32 protein-coding genes and 2 tRNA genes are annotated in these 16,790 nt (G+C 52.1%); all 34 read right to left on the bottom strand.

Features of this window, described 5'->3' with window-relative positions:
• Window positions 1-11: 11 nt before the first annotated feature.
• Window positions 12-98: transfer RNA gene (locus tag VGA08_00430), tRNA-Tyr, on the bottom strand.
• Between the two features lie 117 nt (window positions 99-215).
• A tRNA-Thr gene (locus tag VGA08_00425) sits at window positions 216-292 on the bottom strand.
• Between the two features lie 40 nt (window positions 293-332).
• Complete coding sequence (locus tag VGA08_00420; protein HEX9679074.1) at window positions 333-986, bottom strand: tetratricopeptide repeat protein; 654 nt, start codon at window positions 984-986, stop codon at window positions 333-335.
• Between the two features lie 21 nt (window positions 987-1,007).
• The gene (locus tag VGA08_00415; GenBank protein HEX9679073.1) at window positions 1,008-1,802 is read right to left on the bottom strand and encodes a hypothetical protein; all 795 of its coding nucleotides are present in this window, start codon (window positions 1,800-1,802) and stop codon (window positions 1,008-1,010) included.
• The gene (locus tag VGA08_00410) at window positions 1,793-2,650 is read right to left on the bottom strand and encodes an RluA family pseudouridine synthase (GenBank protein HEX9679072.1); all 858 of its coding nucleotides are present in this window, start codon (window positions 2,648-2,650) and stop codon (window positions 1,793-1,795) included. Before VGA08_00410 ends, VGA08_00415 begins: the two co-directional genes overlap by 10 nt.
• Window positions 2,647-3,675 carry a tryptophan--tRNA ligase gene (gene trpS, locus VGA08_00405; GenBank protein ID HEX9679071.1) on the bottom strand — a complete coding sequence of 343 codons (1,029 nt, stop codon included), beginning with the start codon at window positions 3,673-3,675 and terminating at the stop codon, window positions 2,647-2,649. The genes VGA08_00410 and trpS overlap by 4 nt, the downstream gene beginning before the upstream one ends.
• 87 nt (window positions 3,676-3,762) lie before the next feature.
• The gene (gene rpsI, locus VGA08_00400) at window positions 3,763-4,161 is read right to left on the bottom strand and encodes a 30S ribosomal protein S9 (GenBank protein ID HEX9679070.1); all 399 of its coding nucleotides are present in this window, start codon (window positions 4,159-4,161) and stop codon (window positions 3,763-3,765) included.
• Window positions 4,154-4,588, bottom strand: coding sequence for a 50S ribosomal protein L13 (rplM, locus tag VGA08_00395; protein ID HEX9679069.1), 435 nt, complete (start codon window positions 4,586-4,588; stop codon window positions 4,154-4,156). The genes rpsI and rplM overlap by 8 nt, the downstream gene beginning before the upstream one ends.
• Window positions 4,585-5,025: a 50S ribosomal protein L17 gene (gene rplQ / locus VGA08_00390; protein HEX9679068.1), complete on the bottom strand. Its 441-nt coding sequence runs from the start codon at window positions 5,023-5,025 to the stop codon at window positions 4,585-4,587. The genes rplM and rplQ overlap by 4 nt, the downstream gene beginning before the upstream one ends.
• Before the next feature lie 2 nt (window positions 5,026-5,027).
• Complete coding sequence (locus VGA08_00385) at window positions 5,028-5,960, bottom strand: DNA-directed RNA polymerase subunit alpha (GenBank protein HEX9679067.1); 933 nt, start codon at window positions 5,958-5,960, stop codon at window positions 5,028-5,030.
• A 13-nt stretch (window positions 5,961-5,973) separates the two neighbouring features.
• Window positions 5,974-6,594, bottom strand: coding sequence for a 30S ribosomal protein S4 (gene rpsD / locus VGA08_00380; protein ID HEX9679066.1), 621 nt, complete (start codon window positions 6,592-6,594; stop codon window positions 5,974-5,976).
• Window position 6,595: 1 nt separating this feature from the next.
• Entirely contained in the window at window positions 6,596-7,000 is a 405-nt protein-coding gene (gene rpsK, locus VGA08_00375; protein ID HEX9679065.1) for a 30S ribosomal protein S11, read from the bottom strand.
• Between the two features lie 4 nt (window positions 7,001-7,004).
• Window positions 7,005-7,391, bottom strand: coding sequence for a 30S ribosomal protein S13 (rpsM, locus tag VGA08_00370; protein ID HEX9679064.1), 387 nt, complete (start codon window positions 7,389-7,391; stop codon window positions 7,005-7,007).
• Window positions 7,391-7,507, bottom strand: coding sequence for a 50S ribosomal protein L36 (rpmJ, locus tag VGA08_00365; GenBank protein HEX9679063.1), 117 nt, complete (start codon window positions 7,505-7,507; stop codon window positions 7,391-7,393). The genes rpsM and rpmJ overlap by 1 nt, the downstream gene beginning before the upstream one ends.
• Before the next feature lie 10 nt (window positions 7,508-7,517).
• Complete coding sequence (infA, locus tag VGA08_00360; protein ID HEX9679062.1) at window positions 7,518-7,739, bottom strand: translation initiation factor IF-1; 222 nt, start codon at window positions 7,737-7,739, stop codon at window positions 7,518-7,520.
• Between the two features lie 131 nt (window positions 7,740-7,870).
• A complete protein-coding gene (gene secY / locus VGA08_00355; GenBank protein HEX9679061.1) occupies window positions 7,871-9,241 on the bottom strand; it encodes a preprotein translocase subunit SecY in 1,371 nt (456 codons plus the stop codon).
• A gap of 57 nt (window positions 9,242-9,298) precedes the next feature.
• Window positions 9,299-9,760: a 50S ribosomal protein L15 gene (rplO, locus tag VGA08_00350; protein HEX9679060.1), complete on the bottom strand. Its 462-nt coding sequence runs from the start codon at window positions 9,758-9,760 to the stop codon at window positions 9,299-9,301.
• Window positions 9,757-10,311 (bottom strand): 30S ribosomal protein S5, encoded by a 555-nt coding sequence (gene rpsE, locus VGA08_00345; protein ID HEX9679059.1) that lies wholly within the window; start codon window positions 10,309-10,311, stop codon window positions 9,757-9,759. Before rpsE ends, rplO begins: the two co-directional genes overlap by 4 nt.
• Complete coding sequence (gene rplR, locus VGA08_00340) at window positions 10,312-10,656, bottom strand: 50S ribosomal protein L18 (GenBank protein ID HEX9679058.1); 345 nt, start codon at window positions 10,654-10,656, stop codon at window positions 10,312-10,314.
• Between the two features lie 11 nt (window positions 10,657-10,667).
• Complete coding sequence (gene rplF, locus VGA08_00335; protein ID HEX9679057.1) at window positions 10,668-11,213, bottom strand: 50S ribosomal protein L6; 546 nt, start codon at window positions 11,211-11,213, stop codon at window positions 10,668-10,670.
• A 1-nt stretch (window position 11,214) separates the two neighbouring features.
• On the bottom strand, window positions 11,215-11,607 hold the full coding sequence (gene rpsH, locus VGA08_00330) for a 30S ribosomal protein S8 (protein HEX9679056.1): 393 nt from the start codon (window positions 11,605-11,607) through the stop codon (window positions 11,215-11,217).
• Window positions 11,608-11,620: 13 nt separating this feature from the next.
• Entirely contained in the window at window positions 11,621-11,890 is a 270-nt protein-coding gene (gene rpsN / locus VGA08_00325) for a 30S ribosomal protein S14 (protein HEX9679055.1), read from the bottom strand.
• A gap of 3 nt (window positions 11,891-11,893) precedes the next feature.
• On the bottom strand, window positions 11,894-12,463 hold the full coding sequence (gene rplE, locus VGA08_00320; GenBank protein HEX9679054.1) for a 50S ribosomal protein L5: 570 nt from the start codon (window positions 12,461-12,463) through the stop codon (window positions 11,894-11,896).
• Window positions 12,460-12,777: a 50S ribosomal protein L24 gene (gene rplX / locus VGA08_00315; GenBank protein HEX9679053.1), complete on the bottom strand. Its 318-nt coding sequence runs from the start codon at window positions 12,775-12,777 to the stop codon at window positions 12,460-12,462. The genes rplE and rplX overlap by 4 nt, the downstream gene beginning before the upstream one ends.
• The gene (gene rplN / locus VGA08_00310; GenBank protein ID HEX9679052.1) at window positions 12,774-13,142 is read right to left on the bottom strand and encodes a 50S ribosomal protein L14; all 369 of its coding nucleotides are present in this window, start codon (window positions 13,140-13,142) and stop codon (window positions 12,774-12,776) included. Before rplN ends, rplX begins: the two co-directional genes overlap by 4 nt.
• Window positions 13,135-13,383 (bottom strand): 30S ribosomal protein S17, encoded by a 249-nt coding sequence (locus VGA08_00305; GenBank protein ID HEX9679051.1) that lies wholly within the window; start codon window positions 13,381-13,383, stop codon window positions 13,135-13,137. Before VGA08_00305 ends, rplN begins: the two co-directional genes overlap by 8 nt.
• 3 nt (window positions 13,384-13,386) lie before the next feature.
• Complete coding sequence (gene rpmC / locus VGA08_00300) at window positions 13,387-13,581, bottom strand: 50S ribosomal protein L29 (protein ID HEX9679050.1); 195 nt, start codon at window positions 13,579-13,581, stop codon at window positions 13,387-13,389.
• On the bottom strand, window positions 13,578-13,991 hold the full coding sequence (rplP, locus tag VGA08_00295) for a 50S ribosomal protein L16 (protein ID HEX9679049.1): 414 nt from the start codon (window positions 13,989-13,991) through the stop codon (window positions 13,578-13,580). Before rplP ends, rpmC begins: the two co-directional genes overlap by 4 nt.
• A 3-nt stretch (window positions 13,992-13,994) precedes the next feature.
• Window positions 13,995-14,630 carry a 30S ribosomal protein S3 gene (rpsC, locus tag VGA08_00290; protein HEX9679048.1) on the bottom strand — a complete coding sequence of 212 codons (636 nt, stop codon included), beginning with the start codon at window positions 14,628-14,630 and terminating at the stop codon, window positions 13,995-13,997.
• Window positions 14,630-15,013, bottom strand: coding sequence for a 50S ribosomal protein L22 (gene rplV, locus VGA08_00285; GenBank protein ID HEX9679047.1), 384 nt, complete (start codon window positions 15,011-15,013; stop codon window positions 14,630-14,632). Before rplV ends, rpsC begins: the two co-directional genes overlap by 1 nt.
• Before the next feature lies 1 nt (window position 15,014).
• Entirely contained in the window at window positions 15,015-15,290 is a 276-nt protein-coding gene (gene rpsS, locus VGA08_00280) for a 30S ribosomal protein S19 (protein ID HEX9679046.1), read from the bottom strand.
• Window positions 15,291-15,398: 108 nt separating this feature from the next.
• Window positions 15,399-16,229, bottom strand: a complete 831-nt coding sequence (gene rplB, locus VGA08_00275) for a 50S ribosomal protein L2 (GenBank protein HEX9679045.1) — start codon at window positions 16,227-16,229, stop codon at window positions 15,399-15,401.
• Window positions 16,230-16,232: 3 nt separating this feature from the next.
• Window positions 16,233-16,526 (bottom strand): 50S ribosomal protein L23, encoded by a 294-nt coding sequence (locus VGA08_00270; GenBank protein ID HEX9679044.1) that lies wholly within the window; start codon window positions 16,524-16,526, stop codon window positions 16,233-16,235.
• Window positions 16,523-16,790: 50S ribosomal protein L4 (gene rplD / locus VGA08_00265; GenBank protein HEX9679043.1), on the bottom strand; the 268-nt coding region annotated here is incomplete at its 5' end. The genes rplD and VGA08_00270, both read right to left, overlap by 4 nt.

The following is a 16,790-nucleotide window of genomic DNA, read 5'->3' as shown; positions in this document are numbered from 1 at the left end:
GTTGCTCCATTTGGTGCTGGGGGAGGGATTCGAACCCCCGAAGGCGTAAAGCCGTCAGATTTACAGTCTGATGCGTTTGGCCGCTTCGCTACCCCAGCGCTGATTGAGAGATAGCAATGTCGCTTATCCTCAACGCTCGTCAGCATAGCTGATTCACCTTCGGTGAACAAGCAGTCTGCGTTATTTTGTTTTGGCCCGATGGCTATCGAACAAACTGGAGCCGGTGGAGGGATTCGAACCCACGACCTACGGTTTACAAAACCGCCGCTCTAACCAGCTGAGCTACACCGGCCCGCCAGCTCATCCATTTTAGCAGAAGCAAACAGAGGTGCCTACATTACGACTTTGCGCGGCTGGTGGATACGCTTGGGTCGATTTAGCGGCATAATAAGCTGTTTTAGTTTCTGCTTTATCTCTTCGGCCAGCTCGTCCTCGCCGGTTCGCTCATAGGCATCGGCCAACAGTTTGTAAGTCTGTGGATTCGGCTCGGCTTCGACCGCCTGTTCCAGCGCTTCCAACATGCGTTTGACCTTGCCTAGTTTCTCCTGGACTTTGGCGTAGGCCACGTACCTGGCGGCCAAACCGCCTTCTAGCTCCAGCGCGTTCTCGAACGCCTGCGCGGCTTTTTCATAACTGTGAGTCTCGTAATAAATTAAACCCAAGTTATGCAGGCTAGAGGGGTTGGATTCGATGCTAGAAGCAATCTCAAAGCATTCGATAGCATCTTTGAATTCCTTTTGTTTGGCATACAAGATGCCCAAGCGATTATAGGCCGCTGCGTTTTTCTCGTCGAACCGCAAGATTGTAAGTAAGGCTTTTTCAGCCCGCAGATATTGTTTGGAACGCAAACTAGCCTGGGCATCGAGCCACAGTTTTTGTAACCGGTGCGATAAGGCTTTAGACAGCGGCTGTAGACTTTTTTCGGTGCGGTTGGCCACAATCCAAGCCAGAAAACCGAGACCAACAACCAATAAAACGGCTAACATATTCATATGATTATACCCACCTTAGCTCCTAAATTCGAGCAATAGCCAGTCGATTGAGAGTTTAGCATTGGCCCCACTGATTAACAGCTCCTTAGCCCTGACCGCCGCTGCCAAGCGATTAAGCCACTGGCGATGCTCTTTGCCGGGAACATGACGCAGCGCAGCCCGGCTCAGGTGGGCAAAGTGGTCACTTAAGCTCAAGGCTTGTTCGCGCTCGGCCGATGCCGCTTGGGCGGCAATCAAGGCATCTGATAATCGCAGCTCAAGCAGCGCCTGGTAATCTACTGCAGTCGGCGCTACTAGCATTTGGTTAGCTAAGATACTGTCGCCCCTACTGAGGTAAAAAAGCTTGGTCAACTGTTTGGCGTCATTCGATTTTACTTTGCGGCTGAAGTCAGCCAGGTTATCGGGTTTAACTCGGAATACTTGACAGCGGGACACTACCGTTTTGAGCAACCGACTGCCTCTGGTCGTGGTCAGAAGAAAACTAACGTGGCGCGGCGGTTCCTCTAACAGTTTTAAAAAGGCGTTTTGGGCCGGCAGAGTCATGGTGTCGGCGGACTTGACAACCACAAGCAATCGGTTTTTGCCGCCCCGACGATAGCTGGTGCGGCTGTATAACTGTCGGATAGTGGCAATCTTTATGCTGCCTTCATCAGGGTTGACGATAGCGAATTCAGTTTGTTCATCCTTTGACAGCTCGATCGTAACCTGCTTGGTTAGATCATCTAAGCTGGCCAGACTGGGTGCCGACAGTAAGAATGCGTGATGATCATCTGATCTTATGGCTTGGACCAAGTTCGGCGCTAAGTCCACCGGTTTAGCTCCACTGAAAAATCGGCTGGTATGGGACTCTTCAGGTCATAATCGCGACCACCAAGCGAGAATTTGAGCCGCTCGGCGTGGAGCATCAGACGACTAGCTTTGGCGCCGCCGTAAAGCGGATCGCCGATTATCGGATGGCCGATACGGGTAAGATGAACCCTTAACTGGTGGGTCCGGCCGGTTTGAGGACGCAACCGGATAAGGCTGGCTGCCGAATATGCCTTAATCAATTTAACCCCAGTTACCGCGGCTTTGCCGTCCGGCCTAATCGCAAATTTGGCCGGTTGGCCCGTGTGGCGGCCGATTGGCAGATCGATCACCAACTCGGCTTGTCCTAAATGACCGCCGACCAGTGCTAGGTACGATTTACTCACCCGTCGGCTGGCAAACAAGCGTTGCATCCGCTGCTTAACTGCCACTGTGCGAGCTAATATGATCACACCTGAGGTCAGCCGGTCTAGCCGGTGGACAATTCCGGCTCGGTTGTCGTCTTCAAACTCAACGAACGGCCGGGCCTCGTCGGCCAGAGTCCATTCCGCGGCCAGCTGGCCCTTAGCGTGGGTCAACAGTCCGGCCGGTTTATCAAAAGCGATGACTGACTGGTCCTTGTAAATTATCGGCACGGGCTGGGCCGGCGGCGTCAGTTCCGGTAAGTCAGCTGTAATTTTTGCTTGGGCCCGAACTTTGGCGGCCGGATCGGTTACGTTGGTGCGGCCGACTTTGACCCGGCCTTGTTTGATCAGCCGTTGCCAGTTAGTCCGAGAGTAGTCCGGTGAACTGTTAGCGAGGATCCGATCCAGCCGACCAGTCGTCGCCGCTGTGATCTGTCGTCTACTCACGGCCGCAAACCAATAGCTTGCTGGACTTTAAATAATGTTTGGTTGGCGGTTTGGCTCATGGCCGCCTCAGAGGCTTCCAGTTTGGCTAAAACCGCAGCTTTATCAACTGATTTCAACTTGATTTGAAATTCAGTCAAAAACTCACTTACTTGTTGCCCTACGTATTTTTTTAAAGCTCTGTAATCAGACCGGCCTTGCCACTCGGCCAATACCTTAGTGGCCGGTGTAGCGGCCAGCAAAGAGCTAATCTGCAGCAAGTTGGTGACCCCCGGCTGCAGCTCCCAGTCCCAGTGGATGGCGTTCAGGCTGTCGGTGGTGGCGGCCATGACTTTGGCTCGTCCGTCGGCTGGTTTATCGCTTAGCAGGATGGTGCCGGCCGGGTCAGTCACACTTTTGCTCATCTTATTGGTCGGCGAACGCAACGAGCGGATCCTGACGCCTTCCGTCCGCTTGACGAATTTAAGCTGTTTATCAATCGGTTCGGGTAACGTTAGGACCGGGCCAAATTTCTGATTGAACCGATCACCTAAGTCTCGGGCGAACTCGAGATGTTGCTGTTGGTCGTCACCGACCGGAACCCACTTGGCGCCATACAACAAGATGTCTGCCGCCATTAGGACCGGGTAATCAAACAGCCCGGCACTGACACTTTTATGTTTGAGCTCATCGGCCTTTTCCTTGAACTGGGTCATCCGCTTGAGCTCGCCGTAATAGGCAAAGTTATTAAGAATGACAGTTAATTCGGCATGCGCCGGAATATAACTTTGGCGGTAGAGATAGAAATGCTTATCGCCGAGCGGTATACCAGCGGCGATGAAGACTCGCAGGTTATCCATCGTTCGCCGATACAGCTCGGAGTGATTAATCGGCGTGGTGAAACTGTGCAAATCCGGAGCGAACATGTTGACTTGATAGGCGCCGACGTGCCGTCTTTGCAGCGTTGCCATTGGTAAAATCGCTCCCAGATAGTTGCCTAAATGATACTCGGCGTTGGTCCGCAAGCCGGTTAAAATCACAGCTTTCATATTGCCTCTAGTATAACTGATTGGCACCGGCTTACCTCTATATCACTGTCAAAGTAGGCTTGGTTATGACGATCCCTGGAGTAACACTTAGCGTTTGGAGTATTGTTCTTTTTTGCGAGCACTGCGCAAACCGTACTTCTTGCGTTCTTTTTCCCGAGGATCGCGCTTTAGCAACCCGGCTTTCTTGAGAGTTGACCTGAGATCATCATTGAGATCTGATAGAGCGTTGCTGATAGCCAGTTGAGCAGCGCCAACTTGCCCGCCCAGTCCACCCCCCTGAACCAATAATGACACGTCGAACTGACTGTCTTTACCGGTAAGTCGCAAAGGTGTTTTGAGTTCCCAATCCAGCCGCGTGCTGCCGCTTAGATAGTCGATCGCCGGCCTGTCATTAATAGTAATCTCGCCCTTGCCTTTAATCAGTCGCGCTCGCGCGGTAGCACTTTTACGCCGGCCAATGCCGTAGTGGTAGGTTTTATCAGCCATTATTTATCTCTGCCTTAATCGGCTGTTGGGGTTCGTGTTGGTGCTCGGCGCCGGCATACACTTTCAAGCGTGCCAGACGGCCGGCCAGCAGCTTGTTCTTCGGCAACATGCCTTTTACCGCCCCGGATATAAATTTGTCTGTCTGATTGATCAGTAATTCGCCTTTTGAACGTTGCTTTATGCCGCCGGGATAGCCACTATGACGATACTTGCTTTCTTGCTCTTTGCGGCCAGTCAAGGCTGCCTGCTGGGCGTTAATAATAACAACGTAGTCGCCACCGTCGATATGCGGCGTGTAACTAGGCTTTTGTTTGCCGATCAGCAGCTTGGCCGCCGCCACTGCTAGACGGCCGACTGGGACTTGTGCGGCGTCCAGCAGATACCAGCTCCTAGTAACCTCTTTGGCCGATTGTGAATACGTTTTCATGATTTGACCGCTTTTTTCCTAGTCGGGGCTTTAGCTGCTTTGGTTGCAACCGGCTTAGGTTTGGCCGTTTTAAAATCATTGTCAATGTCGTCGACAAACGAGACCGTCGCCATCGGCGCGCCGTCACCGCTGCGCGGTAGGGCCGGTTTTAGTCGCAAGAAACCGCTGGTGCGCTTGAGCTGGGGGGCTACTACCATGGTTAAATGGTGAGCCGACGCGGTTGTGTCGAGCTTGGCCTCAATTAGTCTGAGGTTACTTAATCCGCCCTTTCTAGCCAGGCTGGTCAAGCGTTCAACGTAATGCAGCAGGGTCTTGGCTCGAGGGGTTGTGGTTGTAATCGCGTGGTTTTGTACCAATTGGGTTGCCAGGGTCTTAATCAAAACCCGTCGGGCGTCTTTGGCTCGCGATAGTTTTCGATCAACCGACCGTAGCGCCATCTTTAAAGCTCCATCTCCGCTAATTTATCTTTGACCTCGTCCAACGCTTTGGTACCGAAACCTTTGAGCTCTCTCAGTTCTAGATCGCTCAGCGTAACCAAGTCACGAATTGTTCGAATGTCATTATTCAACAGCGCGTTGGTGGTCCTAGCCGACAAGTTGAGGTCCTCGATCGGTGTCATTAACTCGCCCGAATCCTCCTCGTGGGCGTGCTCCACCGACAACGGCGCACCGGCTTCGACTTTAGTCTGGCCGGCTAGGGCCTGGTATTGGTTTACCAGTATGGCCGCCGCCTCCTCAAAGGCATCACGTGGTGTGATACTGCCATCGGTGTCTATCAACAACAGTAGTTTGTCCAAGTCGGTCATCTGGCCGACCCGGGTATTCGCCACCTTAAACCGCACTCGGCTGACCGGTGAGTATAAGGCGTCAATTGCGATCATATCTGACGGTGTGGACGGATGCCCGCCCTCTTCAATGGCCCGATAACCCCGGCCGGCCTCGACGATGATATCCATTACCAGATTGGTCTTACTATCATCAATGGTTGCGAGGACCAGATCCGGATTGACTACCTCGACATCGGCGTTAACCTTGATATCGCCGGCGGTAACTGCCCCTTTGCCCTTTTTGGTTAAGCGCAAGGTCTGCGGTTCATCGCTAAAAATCTTTAGTCTGACTTGTTTTAGCTTTAACATTATGTCCACGACATCCTCTTTGATACCTGGCACGGTCGTAAACTCGTGTGATACACCTTCAATTTTAAAAGCGGTGACAGCCGCGCCGCCGATGCTGGACAGCAAGACCCGACGAAGACTGTTACCCAAGGTCATACCGTAGCCCCGATGCAGCGGTTCCACGACAAACGTGGCACTGGTGGCCGAGTGATCCTCGACATTTGATAAGACTGGCGTGTGAATGGATTTTGATGACACTGCTTATTGCCTCCTATTTTGAATAATATTCAACGATTAATTGTTCGTTAATGTTAGCCTCGGCGTCCTCGCGCACGGGCAGGCCGGTAACCTCGATCTTAAACTGCTTTTTATTGACCTTCAGCCAGCTGATCGGTACCGTCTCCGCGGCGGCTGTCAACTCATTTAAGTTAGCAAAATAACCCGATGTCCGGCTTTGTTGGCGGACCGATATTTTGTCAGCCGGTTCAACCCGGTAAGATGGTATGTTCAGACGCTTGTCGTTGACTTCAAAATGGCCATGACTGACCAATTGTCGGGCGGCTCTTCGGGAAATTGCGAAACCGGCGCGGTAGATGACGTTGTCCAGTCGGCGTTCTAATAGTTGCAGTAGAACTTCGCCGGACTTACCTCTGCTCTTACCAGCCTCTTTCATCATGCGTCGGAATTGGCGCTCCAGCAAGCCGTAGAGTCGTTTTACTTTTTGCTTTTCTCGCAACTGGACGCCAAACTGGCTGACATTTCGGCGCATCCGGATATTGGGACTTTGGCCGGGCATATTTTGGCGTTTAACTAGAATTTTGTGCGCCTTATTATGCAAAGCATACCCCTCGCGTCGACTTTGCTTGGTAATTGGTGATCGGTCCCGGGCCATTTTAGCCTCGTCTCGGCTTTCTGGGGCGCACCCCGCCGTGGGCAATGGTTGTGACGTCTTTAATGCTCTCAACCACGACCTCGACATTCTGGAGTGCCCTAATAGCCGCTTCGCGGCCCAGACCGATGCCGCCGACAAAGACTTCGACACTAGCTAAGCCAAATTGTTGCTTCGCTTGGTTCAAGGCTTTCTCGCTGGCCACTTGGGCCGCGTAAGCGGTCCCTTTTTTTGAGCCTCTAAATCCGGTTGCTCCAGCGCTGGAGGCGGTCAGGGTATCTCCCTTTTTATCGGTAACCGTAATGATCGTATTATTAAAACTGGCTTGAATATGAACTTCGCCGGCTGCAACGATTCGTTTCTGCTTCTTCTTCGGCTTGACTTTGGTGGTTGCGGTAGTTTCGGCCATGATCTTAAGTCTTGGCTGCCGCTTTGATTGTCAAACCGCCCACAGTCTGGCGCCGACCACGCCGGGTGCGGGCGTTGGTCCGCGTTCGTTGGCCTTTGGACGGCAAATTTAACTTATGCCTGATACCGCGGTAGCTGTTGATATCCTTTAGTCGCTTGACGTTACCAGTTACAATCCGTTGCAACTCGCCTTCAACTGTATGATTGGCGGCCAGTTCTTCCCGGATCCGATTTAGTTCGGTCTCGGTCAAATCTTTAACCCGCGCCTCTGGGTCGACACCGGCTTGATCGAGTATCAACTTAGCTTTACTCGGGCCAATACCGTAAATATAAGTCAGGGCGTGGACCGACTTCTTATCTGTAGGGACAGTGACACCGGCGATTCTGGCCATCAACCTTGCCTTTGCTTGTGTTTGGGCTTGCGTTTGTTAATGACATATAAGCGCCCCTTGCGGCGCACTATTTGATCATCTGGGCTAATCTTTTTGACGCTGGCTTTGACTTTCATAGGCAGTCCTTTAGTTGTGTCGATAAGTTATGCGGCCTTTGGTGAGATCGTAGGGAGTCAGCTCAACCGTGACTTTGTCTCCCGGCACAATCCTAATGTAATACTTCCGCATGCGGCCGGCCATGTGGGCAATGATGGTATGCCCGTTTTCTAGCTCCACCTTAAATTTGGTACCCGGTAAAGTTTCAATAACAGTACCGGCCAGCTCAATGACCTGCTTAGTCTTATTCATAGATAGACAGCGGTGAATTATACCGTGCAATCTGGGACATGTAAACCCCTCTTCTGCACCTTTAACTTGGCCTTGCCAGGCCAAAAGCTTGAGTTTAATACTACCTTGGTATGCGAGTGATGTCAATTATTTTAGGGCTGGTCGTAGTCATACGTCACCATCAAAGCCCTCGATTCGATCTGCCTCAGTGTCTCAATCGCTACCGCTACTATAATCAGTAGCCCCGTACCGCCAATCGTTAGTTGGGTGGTACCGAGAATTTTCTCGACGAAAAATGGCAGTAAGGCCAAGGCGCCTAAACTCATCGAACCAAACAAGTTCAACCGGTTGACAACTCGCTTTAAAAAGCTCTCGGTTTGTCGGCCGGGACGGATACCAGCCACGAATCCGCCCTGTTTTTGCAAGTTTTCGGCGATTTGCTTGGCATTGAAGACGATACTGGTATAAAAATACGTAAATAGCACTACCAATAAAAAGTACACGCTTGGATAGATGTATTGATTGCTGGCGGACAAAGTACTGCCCGTGCCGCCCAATGAAACCGGCGGAGTAAACCAATCAATCAGCTTTTGGCCTAAACTGGCAAGCCAGGCCGTGTCGGCTGAAGTCATCAGTTGGCCGACAAAACTGGGGACGGCCAAAAACGCCACCGCGAAGATAATCGGAATAACTCCGGCCGTTATCAGCTTGACCGGCAGAACTGTATCAACCCCACCGTAGGCTCTGTTTCCTCTGACGCGCTTGGCATAGCTGACAGTTATCACCCGTTGGGCCTCATTAAGTTTAACCACGAAGTAGGTGATAAATATCACCGCCAGGATAAAGCCCACGATAAAGGCTAGGATCGTAAAATTAACTGGCAGCGTAAAGCCAAACAGGGTCGACACGTTACCCCCACCGAAACTGGCGGATAAGGAACTAATAACAACGCTGGCAATTTGCGGCAGCTGGCTGACGATACCGGCAAATATAAGTAAGCTAATGCCGTTACCCACGCCTTGTTCAGTCATAATTTCTCCCAGCCACATCAGTAACATCGAACCAACAGTCAGCGCGCCAATCATTAACGCCCACTGGAAGAAACTCGCCTCGCCGGCGATATCAATGCCGAGTCCGCTGGACGCCTGCTGGCGAATGAGCAGGAGCAGGCCGATCGATTGGATTATAGCCAGCGGCAGCGTTAAGATTCGGGTTATTTGATTAATTCGACGCCGACCGCTCTCACCGTCTTCGTTTATCTCTTCCAGACGCGGTACGGCTTTGGTCAGCAACTGCATAATGATCGAGGCGTTGATATACGGACCCAGCCCCATTAACACAATTGAAAAGTTGGCCAAGGCACCACCGGACAGGAAGTTTATAAAACCGAGCAGATCCTGGCTATTAAATAGATTATCGATCAGCTGTCTCAGTTGGGTCGGTTCGGCAAGGGGGATCGGGATAAAAGCCAGCATACGGTAGACTAGGACCAAACCGACAACAATCATCAGCCGTCGTCGCATATCGCGGTTTTTTAAAGCCTTACGGATGATACTCCAACTCATTTTCCCTCGCTTGGTTTATTTCTTGGACCGGACTCGCTTTGGCCGCTTAACGGCGTTAAAGCTGCCGCCGGCTTTCTCAATTAACGCAATTGCACCAGCGGAAGCTCCTTGCAGTTTAACAGTTTTAGCCGAGCTGAGCTGGCCGCCAACTACAACTTTAACTGGTTGATCAGCACGTTCTGTAATGCCTACTTGATGCAGCGCGACGTTGTCGACGATCTTGGTTTTAAGCCGGTTGAGCTGGCCTAGAGTAACTGTCATTGTTCGCGCTCGGTGAGAACTGAAGCCTGCAAGTTTAGGCAGCCGGGCGCTAAGCGGGTTCTGGCCGCCCTCAAAGCCGGGCCGAACGCCGCCGCCGGTGCGTGAGTTTTGGCCTTTCGTCCCCCGTCCGGCGGTCTTGCCGCGGCCGGCGCTAATACCCCGTCCGGGTCTAACTCGGTTCTTAACTGGCATCAATTTAAGCTCATGTGCCCTCATGACTTACTCCCTGCCTTGGCCGCCGCCTGCTTGGTCTTTACGACTGGCTTAGCCTTGGCTTTAACCGGTTTGGTAGTTTTTATTGGTGGGTGTAACCAATCCTTTTTCGGAACCAGTGAGGTAAAAGCCTCGATCGTAGCGTAAGCGTTGTTGATCTTGTTATTTGAACCGAGCGATTTGCTTAAGATATTCTCAATACCGGTCGCGTCAATAATAGTCCTGACTACACCGCCGGCAATGACCCCAGTGCCGGGCGCCGCTGGTTTGAGCATGACGTGAGCACCGCCGTATTTGATTGTTATTTCGTGGGGAATCGTGCCTTTATCCAGTGGTACTTGCACCAACTGTTTTTTGGCAGTAGCGACCGCCTTGGTAATAGCCGACTGTACGTCGTCGCCCTTGGCGATACCGATGCCAACTTGGCGCTTGCCGTCGCCGACGGTGACTAGCGCCCTGAATCTAAAGCGTCGACCGCCGCGCACGACGCGTGCCACCCGATCGATGCTAATAACTTGCTCGTGCCACTGTTGGTCGGTTGGTCTATCGGCCATTTAGAGCTCCACTCCGTTCTTTCTGACTTCGTCGGCCAACCTTGCTAGCCGACCATGATATTTCTTGCCACCGCGATCCAATACTAGTTTAGTGATTTTAGCTTGTTTGGCTTTTTTGGCAATATCAGTTCCAACCCAGCTTGCTCGTTCCATAAGATTGACGGGCAGTTGCTTTTGGCCAACGCTGGTGCTGGCGGCCAACGTCACTTGCTTGGAATCGTCGACAATCTGGGCGCTAACATGACGGTTGCTGATGGAAACAGATAGCCGCGGACGTTCGCTTGTACCCTTAAGACGCGCTCGGACACGCTTTTGCCTTAGCTTACGGCTGGTAAGTTTATCCATCACGCTCATGATTATTCCTTGGCCGTTGCGGCCGCCTTACCGGCTTTGCGGATGACGTATTCATCGGAAAGCTTAATACCTTTACCCTTGTAGGGCTCCGGCTTTTTGAATGCCCTGATCTCAGCGGCGACTTGCCCGACCTGCTGTTTATCGATCCCGGTAATCGTGATGACGCTCTGGTCAACTGCCGCCATAACGCCAGCCGGTAGCTGATAGTTAAGCACGTGCGACAAGCCTAGGTTCAAGCTTAATCCGTCGGTGGTGGCCTGGGCCTTGAAACCAACGCCGCTTATCTCTAGTTTTAAACTGTAGCCTTCATTTACACCTTTGATTGCATTTTGCAAATTAGCCCGAGTTAACCCATGTAATGATCGGGCCGTCTTACTATCACGCTGCCTAATTAGTTCCAACTTGCCTGCGCTCGACTTAAATTCGAGTACTTTCGGCAACCGTAAATCGAGCTCGCCTTTCGGCCCTTTGACCTTAAGGCGGCTACCAACCAAAGTAACCTCGACTCCTGACGGTACTTGAATAGCCTGTCGACCAATTCTGCTCATACTAATAAACCTCGCATATGAGTTCACCGCCGACTTTCAGCTTACGGGCGTCGTTATCAGTCATCAGACCCTGGCTGGTCGAAACAATCACGATGCCGCGGCCGTTGAGGCTTCTCGGCAGCTTGTCGACGCTCGAATATAGCCGGCGGCCTGGTTTAGACAGGCGTTTGATATGGGATATTTTGGGGTTGGACCCGGTTTGGTTAATAGTAATTGACAGTCGTTTAAAACCAGCGATTTCTTCTTCCTTGGCGCCTTCGATGTAGCCCTGGTCTTTCAGCAACTGGGCCACTCGTTCTTTTATTTTGGAGTAGGGCAGATTAATCGTCGTTTGATTCACGGCAATCGCATTCCTGATCCGGCTGAGCATATCGGCGATAGGGTCAGTATTCATCTTAAATCTCCTTTTACCAGCTGGCCTTAGTTACACCCGGTATTTCACCCTTGCCAGCGTGCTCTCGAAAAGCAATCCGGCTCAGTCCGAATCGTCGCAAATAACCGCGTGATCGACCGGATTCCACGCAGCGGTTAGTCCATCTCGTCGGACTGGAATTACGCGGCAACAGAGCCAGCGCTTCATAGTCGCCAGCGGCTTTTAGGTCGGCTCGTTTTTGGGCGTATTGCATTATCAACTTCTGCCGCTTTTGATCACGTGCAAGTATCGATTTCTTCGCCATCTTTTAGGCCTCGTCCTTCTTGGCCAGCGGTAGGCCCAAACTCTCAAGCAGCACCTCGCTCTGGCTATCATCTTTGGCGCTGGTCACCAAAGTTATCTCCAGCCCGTGCGGCAGGGCGGTATCTTCAAACGACAGCTCGGGAAAAACCGACTGGTCAACTAAGCCGATATTATAATTGCCGTGGCCATCAAAAGCCGATCGGCTGAGACCGTGGAAGTCACGCACACGAGGCAGCACCACGTTTACCAGGCGATCGATGAACTCGTACATTCGATCTCGGCGCAAGGTTACCTTGAGGCCAACTACCTGCCCGTCGCGCAGTTTAAAGCTGGCTATCGATTTACGGGAGAGCGCCTCCACCGGTTGCTGCCCGGTAATTTCGCGCAGCGTCTTGACGGCGGCTTCAAGCAAGCGTTTATCGTCTTTTGCCCGCCCCAATCCAGCGCTGACCACGACTTTTTCCAGTCGCGGAACTTGGTTGAGGTTTTTAAGCCCCAAGCTTTTGACTAATTCCGGCCGTAACTTATCAAAAAACTGTTGTTTTAGCCGCGGTTTATCGGTTGTCTTGGTCATGATTTAACCTCCTTATTACCGGCTTGGCGGTAGACTCTGGTTTTTTGTCCGTCCTTGGCCAGCTTAAAGCCAACCCTCGAGCCGAGCTTCTGCTTACCTGGACGCACTAAAGCGACTTTGCTAATCGGTAACGGATGTTCGATTTTTTCTCGGCCGCCCGGTTGTTTGCTCTTTGGTTTGAGGTGTTTGGTCTTAAGATTAAGGCCATCGATTAGGACTTTGGCCTCTTTCGGCAAGAGCCGGCTAACTTTACCGGTTTGACCTCGGTGACGGCCGCTGAGAATGACGACGTTATCGCCTTTGACTAATTTCATAGTACCTCCGGCGCTAGACTGATTATTTTACCGTACCCCAACTCTCGTAATTCTCTAGGTACCGGCCCGAAAATACGGGTAGCACGCGGATTCTTGTTATCGGCCAGGATAACCGCGGCGTTGTCGTCAAAGGCGATGGTCGAACCGTCCGGCCGCAAGAGTGGTCGTCGGGTTCTCACCACGACGGCTTTTACCACTTCCTTTTTCTTGACCGTACCGGCCGGGGTGGCCTGTTTGACGCTGGCAGTGATGACGTCACCCACGCGGGCATAACGTCGCCGGCTGCCGCCCAAGACCCGGATACAAAGTATCTCCCTTGCGCCGCTGTTATCGGTAACTTTTAGACGAGATTCTTGGCTAATCATGACTGGCCTCGTTGGGTTTGATGACTTTCTCGACTCGCCAGGCTTTATGCCGGCTGACTGGCCGCGTTTCAGCGATTCTAACTCGATCTCCTAATTTAGCGCTGTCGTTATGCACGGGTAAGCGGCTGGTAATGGAATACTGTTTGTCATATAGCTTGTGGCGACGACGCTCCGCAACGGCTACGACCGCGGTCTTGGAGTCGCTGATCGATACGATTAGTCCAATGAGTGTTCTGGCCATGGCTTACTCCCGGTCTCCGGCGGCCTTAACAGCGGTTAGAACCCGGGCTAATTGACGGCGGGTTTGACGAATAGAGCGAATATTCTTCACTTCCTTTAAATACCGGTCAGTTTTAAGCTCACTCAGCTTAAGCCGTAATTTTTCGCTTTCGCGTTCGAGTTCTTTGGTGGTTTTGGCGGCTAAATCAGGCTTTTTCATAGACGATCCTTTACAACAAACTTGGTCCTAATCGGCAGTTTGTGGGCTGCCAGCCGCATAGCTTCCCGGGCCTGCTCCTCGCTGACGTCATCCATCTCGAAAATAATCATGCCAGGCTTGACTTTGGCTGCAAAATACTCCGGGTTGCCTTTGCCGCTGCCCATTTTGACATCCTGGGGCTTTTTGGTGACGGCGATATGCGGGAATATTCTGATCCAAATCTTACCACCACGCTTTACATAGCGAGTCATGGCTTGACGGGCCGATTCGATTTGGCGTGAACTCAGCCGGCCGGGCTGCATCGCCTGCAGGCCATAATCACCAAAGGCCACGTATTGGTTGGAGGCGGCGACGCCCTTAATTCGGCCCTTTCTGATCTTGCGGTATTTGGTCTTATTTGGCATCAACATTGTCTAAACCTCAGTTGTCTCACCTTTATAAATCCAAACCTTAACGCCAATCGTACCGGCTTTTGTAAATGCCGTAGCCTTAGCGTAGTCGATATCGGCCCGGATAGTATGTAGCGGCACGCTGCCGTCGATTAGTTTTTCGCGTCGAGACATGTCGGAACCGCCGAGCCGTCCGCCCATCTCTACTCTGATACCTTTGGCGCCGGAGCGCATTGTGGCCGCAGCGGTTGACTTCAAAGCCCGCCTAAACGCGATGCGGCGTTCGAGTTGGCTGGCAATATTCTCCGCAACTAATTTGGCGTTTAACTCTGGCTTTTTGACTTCTTCGATGTTCAGCCTGACTTCGACTCCAAAGATCTTCTCGATTTCTTCTTTCAGCTCCTGTACACCAGCGCCGCCCCGGCCGATTACCACTCCGGCTTTACCGGTGTGTATCGTCACTGTTACTAGATTAGGTGATCGTTCAATATCGATCCGGCCGATAACGGCGCGGCCACGAAACCGTTGTTCGATTTGTTTTCTGACGGTCAAGTCTTTTTTGAGATACCCCGAGTAGTCCCGTTTGTTGGCAAACCAGCGGGAGCGCCAATTTTTATTGACTTGCAATCTCATACTGATCGGGCTGACTTTTTGGCCCATTATGCCTTCTCCGTTTTGGTTGGTTTGGCTTTTTTGGCGCTACTTGCTTTGAGTCGGCCGTCGAGGACGACTTTGATATGTGATGTGCGCCGTTTGTAGGGCCGGGCACGCCCAAAGGCCGCCGGCTGGAAGCGTTTCATAGCCGGCCCCTGGCCGACAATCAGCTCGCTCACAATCAACGATGTTTCGTCCAAACCGTGGTTGTTGGTGGCATTGGCCCGGGCGCTTTCCACGACTTTTTTAATTATTGGGGCGCCTTTTTTGGGCGTATGGTCGAGTATGATCAAAGCGTCACTGACCGACCGGCCGCGAACCAATGAGGCTACCAAACCGGCCTTGCGCGGTGAGATACGAACCGACTTGGCGATCGCCTGGACACTCATCCTAAACCTCTGCCTTGGCTAATTTGCCGCCATGCGATCTAAATTTGCGGGTCGGAGAAAATTCACCGAGCTTATGGCCAACCATATTTTCCGTTATAAACACCGGTACGTGAACCTTGCCATTGTGAACCGCGATAGTTCGTCCGACCATATCCGGAGAGATTACGCTCGACCGAGCCCAAGTTTTGATAACGGTTCTGTCATCGGTGCCCAGCGCCGCAATTTTGCGCGCTAATTTAGGGTCGATATACGGACCTTTTTTGAGTGAACGACTCATCGCTCGTCTCCCTTTGACTGGCCAAAATAATTAATCGCCAACAACCGATAACCAGCAGCGGTGGCTGCTGAACGAATATTGGATATTGGATGTTGGATATTGGTCATGCTATCGCCTCTTACTCTGATGTCTCGATCGGACAATGTATTTATCAGTGCTCTTGCGGCGCCGGGTTTTAAAGCCCAAAGCGGGCTGACCCCACGGACTCTGCGGGTCATTGCCCTTGCCCTTGCCTTCACCGCCGCCGTGCGGATGATCGGCCGCATTCATGGCGATGCCGCGCACATGCGGTCGGCGCCCTTGCCGGCGTTTACGGCCGGCACTACCGAGTTTGATGTTCTGATGTTGCAGATTGCCGATTGTACCAACCGTAGCCTGGCAGCTTATGTCCACCACTCGAACTTCACCGCTCGGTAACTTGATCTGGGCTAGTTTATCTTCTTTGGCAATCAATTGCACGCTAGTACCGGCGCTGCGGGCCAGCTGGGCACCTCTGCCCGGTACCAGTTCGACGCTGGATATCACCGTACCTACCGGGATTGCTTCAATCAGTAAACGGTTTCCCGGTTCGATCGACGAGCTGGCGCCGATAGCTAGCTTGTGTCCGACTTTTAAGCCTTTGGTCGCCAGGACATAATGATATCGGCCGCCTTGGTCGATGACTCGGGCAATTCGGGCCGAGCGGTTAGGGTCATACTCGATGGCTTCAACTGTCAAGTCCAACTCCTTCGACGGGCTAAAGTTAACCAGTCGATAGAATTTCTTGGCGCCGCCGCCACGATGCCGGGAAGTAATTCGACCGGCATTATTACGTCCGGATTTCTGTTTTTTTGACCGTAGCAGCGACTTTACCGGCTGCTTGGCGGTCAGGCTGCCAAAATCGGCAGTGGTCATGCCGCGTCGAGCCGGAGTAGTTGGTTTGAGTGTTTTAATAGCCATGACTTAAGCTCCCTCTTCGAACATCGGAATCTTATCTCCGCTTTTAAGCCTGACGTAGGCTCGTTTGACGGCTTTCTCAGTGCCGATTACCGGCTGGGACCGTTTACGTACACTGCGCTTGGTCTTACCGCTTTTGAGCTGGGTGTTGATTTTTACCACTGCTACTTTAAAGCGCGATTCAACCGCGGCCTTGACCTGCTGCTTGTTAGCCGAGGCTGGCACATCAAAAACGTATGTATTATCGGTTTGGGCCAATTTATACGTCTTTTCGCTTAAACGCGGTGCTAGGCTGATCATGACTTTGCACCTAGCCGGCTGGACAGTGCTGCCAGAGCTGGTTTGGTAAACATCAGTTGATTATTACCCAGTACGTCCGCGGTCGACAGTTTGGCGATCGCAATCGGCTGCACGCCGGGGATGTTAGAGCTAGCCCTTTTGAGCTCAGCCGTAACCTCATCAACTATCAGCAAGCCGGTTTTAAAACCGATTTTGTTCAGAAATTTCGTTAAGTCGGTGGTTTTGCCGGTGGTTATCAAGCTATCTACTACCCAGACCCGATCG

It is taken from the genome of Candidatus Saccharimonadales bacterium (assembly GCA_036397795.1).
Classification (GTDB): Bacteria; Patescibacteriota; Saccharimonadia; order Saccharimonadales; family DASWIF01; genus DASWIF01.
Note: the sequence above shows the minus strand (reverse complement) of the source record. Positions and strands in the feature narration are given on the sequence as shown.

What these genes read in the sequence shown, in the direction of transcription:
- VGA08_00420 (HEX9679074.1), bottom strand. Translation starts at nt 986, where the DNA reads ATGTTAGCCGTTTTATTGGTTGTTGGTCTCGGTTTTCTGGCTTGGATT.
- trpS (HEX9679071.1), bottom strand. Translation starts at nt 3,675, where the DNA reads ATGAAAGCTGTGATTTTAACCGGCTTGCGGACCAACGCCGAGTATCAT.
- rpsI (HEX9679070.1), bottom strand. Translation starts at nt 4,161, where the DNA reads ATGGCTGATAAAACCTACCACTACGGCATTGGCCGGCGTAAAAGTGCT.
- rplM (HEX9679069.1), bottom strand. Translation starts at nt 4,588, where the DNA reads ATGAAAACGTATTCACAATCGGCCAAAGAGGTTACTAGGAGCTGGTAT.
- rplQ (HEX9679068.1), bottom strand. Translation starts at nt 5,025, where the DNA reads ATGGCGCTACGGTCGGTTGATCGAAAACTATCGCGAGCCAAAGACGCC.
- rpsD (HEX9679066.1), bottom strand. Translation starts at nt 6,594, where the DNA reads ATGGCCCGGGACCGATCACCAATTACCAAGCAAAGTCGACGCGAGGGG.
- rpsK (HEX9679065.1), bottom strand. Translation starts at nt 7,000, where the DNA reads ATGGCCGAAACTACCGCAACCACCAAAGTCAAGCCGAAGAAGAAGCAG.
- rpsM (HEX9679064.1), bottom strand. Translation starts at nt 7,391, where the DNA reads ATGGCCAGAATCGCCGGTGTCACTGTCCCTACAGATAAGAAGTCGGTC.
- rpmJ (HEX9679063.1), bottom strand. Translation starts at nt 7,507, where the DNA reads ATGAAAGTCAAAGCCAGCGTCAAAAAGATTAGCCCAGATGATCAAATA.
- infA (HEX9679062.1), bottom strand. Translation starts at nt 7,739, where the DNA reads ATGAATAAGACTAAGCAGGTCATTGAGCTGGCCGGTACTGTTATTGAA.
- secY (HEX9679061.1), bottom strand. Translation starts at nt 9,241, where the DNA reads ATGCGACGACGGCTGATGATTGTTGTCGGTTTGGTCCTAGTCTACCGT.
- rplO (HEX9679060.1), bottom strand. Translation starts at nt 9,760, where the DNA reads ATGAGGGCACATGAGCTTAAATTGATGCCAGTTAAGAACCGAGTTAGA.
- rpsE (HEX9679059.1), bottom strand. Translation starts at nt 10,311, where the DNA reads ATGGCCGATAGACCAACCGACCAACAGTGGCACGAGCAAGTTATTAGC.
- rplR (HEX9679058.1), bottom strand. Translation starts at nt 10,656, where the DNA reads ATGGATAAACTTACCAGCCGTAAGCTAAGGCAAAAGCGTGTCCGAGCG.
- rplF (HEX9679057.1), bottom strand. Translation starts at nt 11,213, where the DNA reads ATGAGCAGAATTGGTCGACAGGCTATTCAAGTACCGTCAGGAGTCGAG.
- rpsH (HEX9679056.1), bottom strand. Translation starts at nt 11,607, where the DNA reads ATGAATACTGACCCTATCGCCGATATGCTCAGCCGGATCAGGAATGCG.
- rpsN (HEX9679055.1), bottom strand. Translation starts at nt 11,890, where the DNA reads ATGGCGAAGAAATCGATACTTGCACGTGATCAAAAGCGGCAGAAGTTG.
- rplE (HEX9679054.1), bottom strand. Translation starts at nt 12,463, where the DNA reads ATGACCAAGACAACCGATAAACCGCGGCTAAAACAACAGTTTTTTGAT.
- rplX (HEX9679053.1), bottom strand. Translation starts at nt 12,777, where the DNA reads ATGAAATTAGTCAAAGGCGATAACGTCGTCATTCTCAGCGGCCGTCAC.
- rplN (HEX9679052.1), bottom strand. Translation starts at nt 13,142, where the DNA reads ATGATTAGCCAAGAATCTCGTCTAAAAGTTACCGATAACAGCGGCGCA.
- VGA08_00305 (HEX9679051.1), bottom strand. Translation starts at nt 13,383, where the DNA reads ATGGCCAGAACACTCATTGGACTAATCGTATCGATCAGCGACTCCAAG.
- rpmC (HEX9679050.1), bottom strand. Translation starts at nt 13,581, where the DNA reads ATGAAAAAGCCTGATTTAGCCGCCAAAACCACCAAAGAACTCGAACGC.
- rplP (HEX9679049.1), bottom strand. Translation starts at nt 13,991, where the DNA reads ATGTTGATGCCAAATAAGACCAAATACCGCAAGATCAGAAAGGGCCGA.
- rpsC (HEX9679048.1), bottom strand. Translation starts at nt 14,630, where the DNA reads ATGGGCCAAAAAGTCAGCCCGATCAGTATGAGATTGCAAGTCAATAAA.
- rplV (HEX9679047.1), bottom strand. Translation starts at nt 15,013, where the DNA reads ATGAGTGTCCAGGCGATCGCCAAGTCGGTTCGTATCTCACCGCGCAAG.
- rpsS (HEX9679046.1), bottom strand. Translation starts at nt 15,290, where the DNA reads ATGAGTCGTTCACTCAAAAAAGGTCCGTATATCGACCCTAAATTAGCG.
- rplB (HEX9679045.1), bottom strand. Translation starts at nt 16,229, where the DNA reads ATGGCTATTAAAACACTCAAACCAACTACTCCGGCTCGACGCGGCATG.
- VGA08_00270 (HEX9679044.1), bottom strand. Translation starts at nt 16,526, where the DNA reads ATGATCAGCCTAGCACCGCGTTTAAGCGAAAAGACGTATAAATTGGCC.